General features: G+C 53.3%; 2 tRNA genes and 2 rRNA genes. All 4 read right to left on the reverse strand.

Features of this window, described 5'->3' with window-relative positions:
* Nucleotides 1-114: 114 nt before the first annotated feature.
* A 23S ribosomal RNA gene (locus AC1DCJ_RS20230) occupies nucleotides 115-2,993 on the reverse strand.
* A 230-nt stretch (nucleotides 2,994-3,223) separates the two neighbouring features.
* A tRNA-Ile gene (locus AC1DCJ_RS20235) sits at nucleotides 3,224-3,300 on the reverse strand.
* Between the two features lie 48 nt (nucleotides 3,301-3,348).
* A tRNA-Ala gene (locus AC1DCJ_RS20240) sits at nucleotides 3,349-3,424 on the reverse strand.
* 95 nt (nucleotides 3,425-3,519) lie between these two features.
* Nucleotides 3,520-5,066, reverse strand: a 16S ribosomal RNA gene (locus AC1DCJ_RS20245).
* The 16S and 23S rRNA genes sit together here with 2 tRNA genes alongside, the layout of an rRNA operon.
* Nucleotides 5,067-5,394: the final 328 nt, after the last annotated feature.

Raw genomic sequence — 5,394 nt, forward strand, 5'->3', positions numbered from 1 at the left:
TGCCGGCTTTACAAAGAGACGCGCCTGAGCGCCTGCCTCTCGTTTGGTCTTGTGACGTAGCGTGCACTTGGGATCTATCGACATGTCATGTCGGCCAAGGCAACTTGAGGTTATATGGTCAAGCCACACGGATCATTAGTATCAGTTAGCTCAATACATTGCTGTACTTACACACCTGACCTATCAACCACATAGTCTATATGGTTCCTTCAGGGGGCTTGTGCCCCGGGAGATCTCATCTTGAGGCGCGCTTCCCGCTTAGATGCTTTCAGCGGTTATCGCTTCCGAACATAGCTACCCGGCAATGCCACTGGCGTGACAACCGGAACACCAGAGGTTCGTCCACTCCGGTCCTCTCGTACTAGGAGCAGCCCCTCTCAAATCTCCAACGCCCATGGCAGATAGGGACCGAACTGTCTCACGACGTTCTGAACCCAGCTCGCGTACCACTTTAAATGGCGAACAGCCATACCCTTGGGACCGACTACAGCCCCAGGATGTGATGAGCCGACATCGAGGTGCCAAACACCGCCGTCGATATGAACTCTTGGGCGGTATCAGCCTGTTATCCCCGGAGTACCTTTTATCCGTTGAGCGATGGCCCTTCCATACAGAACCACCGGATCACTAAGTCCTAGTTTCCTACCTGCTTGATCCGTCGATCTTGCAGTCAAGCACGCTTATGCCTTTGCACACAGTGCGCGATGTCCGACCGCGCTGAGCGTACCTTCGAGCTCCTCCGTTACTCTTTAGGAGGAGACCGCCCCAGTCAAACTACCCACCATACACGGTCCCCGATCCAGATTATGGACCCAGGTTAGAACGTCAAGCACGACAGGGTGGTATTTCAAGGATGGCTCCACTGCAGCTAGCGCCACAGTTTCATAGCCTCCCACCTATCCTACACAGACGAACTCAACGTTCAGTGTAAAGCTATAGTAAAGGTTCACGGGGTCTTTCCGTCTTGCCACGGGAACGCTGCATCTTCACAGCGATTTCAATTTCACTGAGTCTCGGGTGGAGACAGCGCCGCTGTCGTTACGCCATTCGTGCAGGTCGGAACTTACCCGACAAGGAATTTCGCTACCTTAGGACCGTTATAGTTACGGCCGCCGTTTACTGGGGCTTCGATCAAGAGCTTCGCCTTGCGGCTGACCCCATCAATTAACCTTCCAGCACCGGGCAGGCGTCACACCCTATACGTCCACTTTCGTGTTTGCAGAGTGCTGTGTTTTTGATAAACAGTCGCAGCGGCCTGGTTTCTGCGGCCCTCTTCAGCTATAGCTCGCATGAGCCACCAAAAAGGGCGCACCTTCTCCCGAAGTTACGGTGCCATGTTGCCTAGTTCCTTCACCCGAGTTCTCTCAAGCGCCTGAGAATTCTCATCCTACCCACCTGTGTCGGTTTACGGTACGGTCTGCGTAAGCTGAAGCTTAGGAGCTTTTCCTGGAAGCGTGGTATCAGTGACTTCGCCTTAAAGGCTCGTCTCGGTGCTCGGTCTTGAAGAATCCCGGATTTGCCAAAGATTCAAACCTACCTCCTTTCCCCCGGACAACCAACGCCGGGTACACCTAACCTTCTCCGTCCCTCCATCGCACTTACGCGAGGTGCAGGAATATTAACCTGCTTCCCATCGACTACGACTTTCGTCCTCGCCTTAGGGGCCGACTCACCCTGCGCCGATTAACGTTGCGCAAGGAAACCTTGGGCTTTCGGCGTGCGGGTTTTTCACCCGCATTATCGTTACTCATGTCAGCATTCGCACTTCCGATACCTCCAGCAGACTTCTCAATCCACCTTCAACGGCTTACGGAACGCTCCTCTACCGCGTACATATAAATATGCACACCCCAAGCTTCGGTTCACTGCTTAGCCCCGTTAAATCTTCCCCGCAGACCGACTCGACCAGTGAGCTATTACGCTTTCTTTAAAGGGTGGCTGCTTCTAAGCCAACCTCCTGGCTGTCTGTGCCTTTCCACATGGTTTTCCACTTAGCAGTGAATTTGGGACCTTAGCTGTGGGTCTGGGTTGTTTCCCTTTTCACGACGGACGTTAGCACCCGCCGTGTGTCTCCCATACAGTCCGTCTCGGTATTCGGAGTTTGCAATGGTTTGGTAAGTCGCGATGACCCCCTAGCCATAACAGTGCTCTACCCCCGAGAGGATACATATGAGGCGCTACCTAAATAGCTTTCGAGGAGAACCAGCTATCTCCGGGTTCGATTAGCTTTTCACTCCTAATCACAGCTCATCCCCGTCTTTTGCAACAGACGTGGGTTCGGGCCTCCAGTACCTGTTACGGCACCTTCACCCTGGCCATGACTAGATCACCCGGTTTCGGGTCTACTGCCCGCGACTATGCGCCCTTATCAGACTCGGTTTCCCTTCGCCTCCCCTATACGGTTAAGCTTGCCACGAACAGTAAGTCGCTGACCCATTATACAAAAGGTACGCAGTCACTCTTTCGAGCTCCTACTGCTTGTACGCACACGGTTTCAGGATCTATTTCACTCCCCTCTCCGGGGTTCTTTTCGCCTTTCCCTCACGGTACTGGTTCACTATCGGTCGGTCAGTAGTATTTAGCCTTGGAGGATGGTCCCCCCATGTTCAGACAGGGTTTCACGTGCCCCGCCCTACTCGTCTTCACTGGAGTGGCCCTTTTAAATACAGGGCTATCACCTTCTATGGCCAGCCGTTCCAGGCTGTTTTTCTAGAACCATTCCAGCTTAAGGGCTAGTCCCCGTTCGCTCGTCGCTACTCAGGGAATCTCGGTTGATTTCTTTTCCTCTGGTTACTTAGATATTTCAGTTCACCAGGTTCGCTTCCAGCAGCTATGTATTCACTGCAGGATACCCGCAAGCGGGTGGGTTTCCCCATTCGGACATTACCGGATCAAAGCTTGTTGCCAGCTCCCCGATACTTTTCGCAGGCTGCCACGTCCTTCATCGCCTCTGACCGCCAAGGCATCCACCGTGTGCGCTTATTCGCTTGACCATATAACCGCAAGTTGCCTTGGGTTACATATATGACCTGGGGGTACAAAGCCCAGATACGAAATATAACGACTCAATTAATAAGAAGACATTTAAGTCTTCCGCCTTAGCCTCACGACACGTCTAAGATAGAATCTCAAAACGCTCGCTACGTCACAAGTTTTAAAAGAACACGTACCGGCCACAATGCCGATGCGTAATAAATTCTTTGTATGCGCTAGTCATTCAGAGTGGTGGGTCTGGGTAGACTCGAACTACCGACCTCACCCTTATCAGGGGTGCGCTCTAACCACCTGAGCTACAGACCCAATGTCCGTTYAGCTCATTGCCGWWYRCRYCGATAAACRYGYRACGTGTGGTGGAGCCTGTCGGGATCGAACCGACGACCCCCTGCTTGCAAAGCAGGTGCTCTCCCAGCTGAGCTAAGGCCCCATATACGGGACTATCCACGYCGGCCAGGCCGACGTGAAACTCTGAATGCAGGTTACTTGTGAAGACGCCCGACAGGACGATGCTGTCTTTGCTCAAAAGGAGGTGATCCAGCCGCACCTTCCGATACGGCTACCTTGTTACGACTTCACCCCAGTCATCGGCCACACCGTGGCAAGCGCCCTCCCGAAGGTTAAGCTACCTGCTTCTGGTGCAACAAACTCCCATGGTGTGACGGGCGGTGTGTACAAGGCCCGGGAACGTATTCACCGCAGCAATGCTGATCTGCGATTACTAGCGATTCCGACTTCATGGAGTCGAGTTGCAGACTCCAATCCGGACTGAGATAGGGTTTCTGGGATTGGCTTGCCCTCGCGGGTTTGCAGCCCTCTGTCCCTACCATTGTAGTACGTGTGTAGCCCTGGTCGTAAGGGCCATGATGACTTGACGTCATCCCCACCTTCCTCCGGTTTGTCACCGGCGGTCTCCTTAGAGTTCCCACCATTACGTGCTGGCAACTAAGGACAAGGGTTGCGCTCGTTGCGGGACTTAACCCAACATCTCACGACACGAGCTGACGACAGCCATGCAGCACCTGTGTTCGAGTTCCCGAAGGCACCAATCCATCTCTGGAAAGTTCTCGACATGTCAAGACCAGGTAAGGTTCTTCGCGTTGCATCGAATTAAACCACATACTCCACCGCTTGTGCGGGCCCCCGTCAATTCCTTTGAGTTTCAGTCTTGCGACCGTACTCCCCAGGCGGCGAACTTAACGCGTTAGCTTCGATACTGCGTGCCAAATTGCACCCAACATCCAGTTCGCATCGTTTAGGGCGTGGACTACCAGGGTATCTAATCCTGTTTGCTCCCCACGCTTTCGTGCCTCAGTGTCAGTGTTGGTCCAGGTAGCTGCCTTCGCCATGGATGTTCCTCCCGATCTCTACGCATTTCACTGCTACACCGGGAATTCCACTACCCTCTACCACACTCTAGTCGCCCAGTATCCACTGCAATTCCCAGGTTGAGCCCAGGGCTTTCACAACAGACTTAAACAACCACCTACGCACGCTTTACGCCCAGTAATTCCGAGTAACGCTTGCACCCTTCGTATTACCGCGGCTGCTGGCACGAAGTTAGCCGGTGCTTATTCTTTGGGTACCGTCAGAACAACCGAGTATTAATCGACTGCTTTTCTTTCCCAACAAAAGGGCTTTACAACCCGAAGGCCTTCTTCACCCACGCGGTATGGCTGGATCAGGCTTGCGCCCATTGTCCAATATTCCCCACTGCTGCCTCCCGTAGGAGTCTGGACCGTGTCTCAGTTCCAGTGTGGCTGATCATCCTCTCAGACCAGCTACGGATCGTCGCCTTGGTGGGCCTTTACCCCGCCAACTAGCTAATCCGACATCGGCTCATCTATCCGCGCAAGGCCCGAAGGTCCCCTGCTTTCACCCGAAGGTCGTATGCGGTATTAGCGTAAGTTTCCCTACGTTATCCCCCACGAAAAGGTAGATTCCGATGTATTCCTCACCCGTCCGCCACTCGCCACCCATAAGAGCAAGCTCTTACTGTGCTGCCGTTCGACTTGCATGTGTTAGGCCTACCGCCAGCGTTCACTCTGAGCCAGGATCAAACTCTTCACTTAAAAACGCATAGTCCGARGACTAAAAATTTAAAGCTGCAGATGCTTGACCGCTGGCAACGTTTCGCTTGCTTTAAAACAATTGATATGTTGCTTGATCAAACGTCTGCAAGATGGACATACATCCTTCCTGCAGGCGCCTTCACAAGATACCTGCGCATACTGTCAAAGAACTTTGGAATCGGCCTCAGCGCCTTCTTCCGTTTGCCCCGACGTTTCCGTCGTTGCGAGCCGCCCATTGTAGACCGGCTTATCTGCTTCGTCAACACCTTTTTTCAAGGCCGTTTCACCGAAGCGAAACGTTGTTGCCGATGCCGCTTCGTCGTTTGCC

The sequence above is a fragment of the Stenotrophomonas sp. 10N36 genome (genome assembly GCF_056395005.1).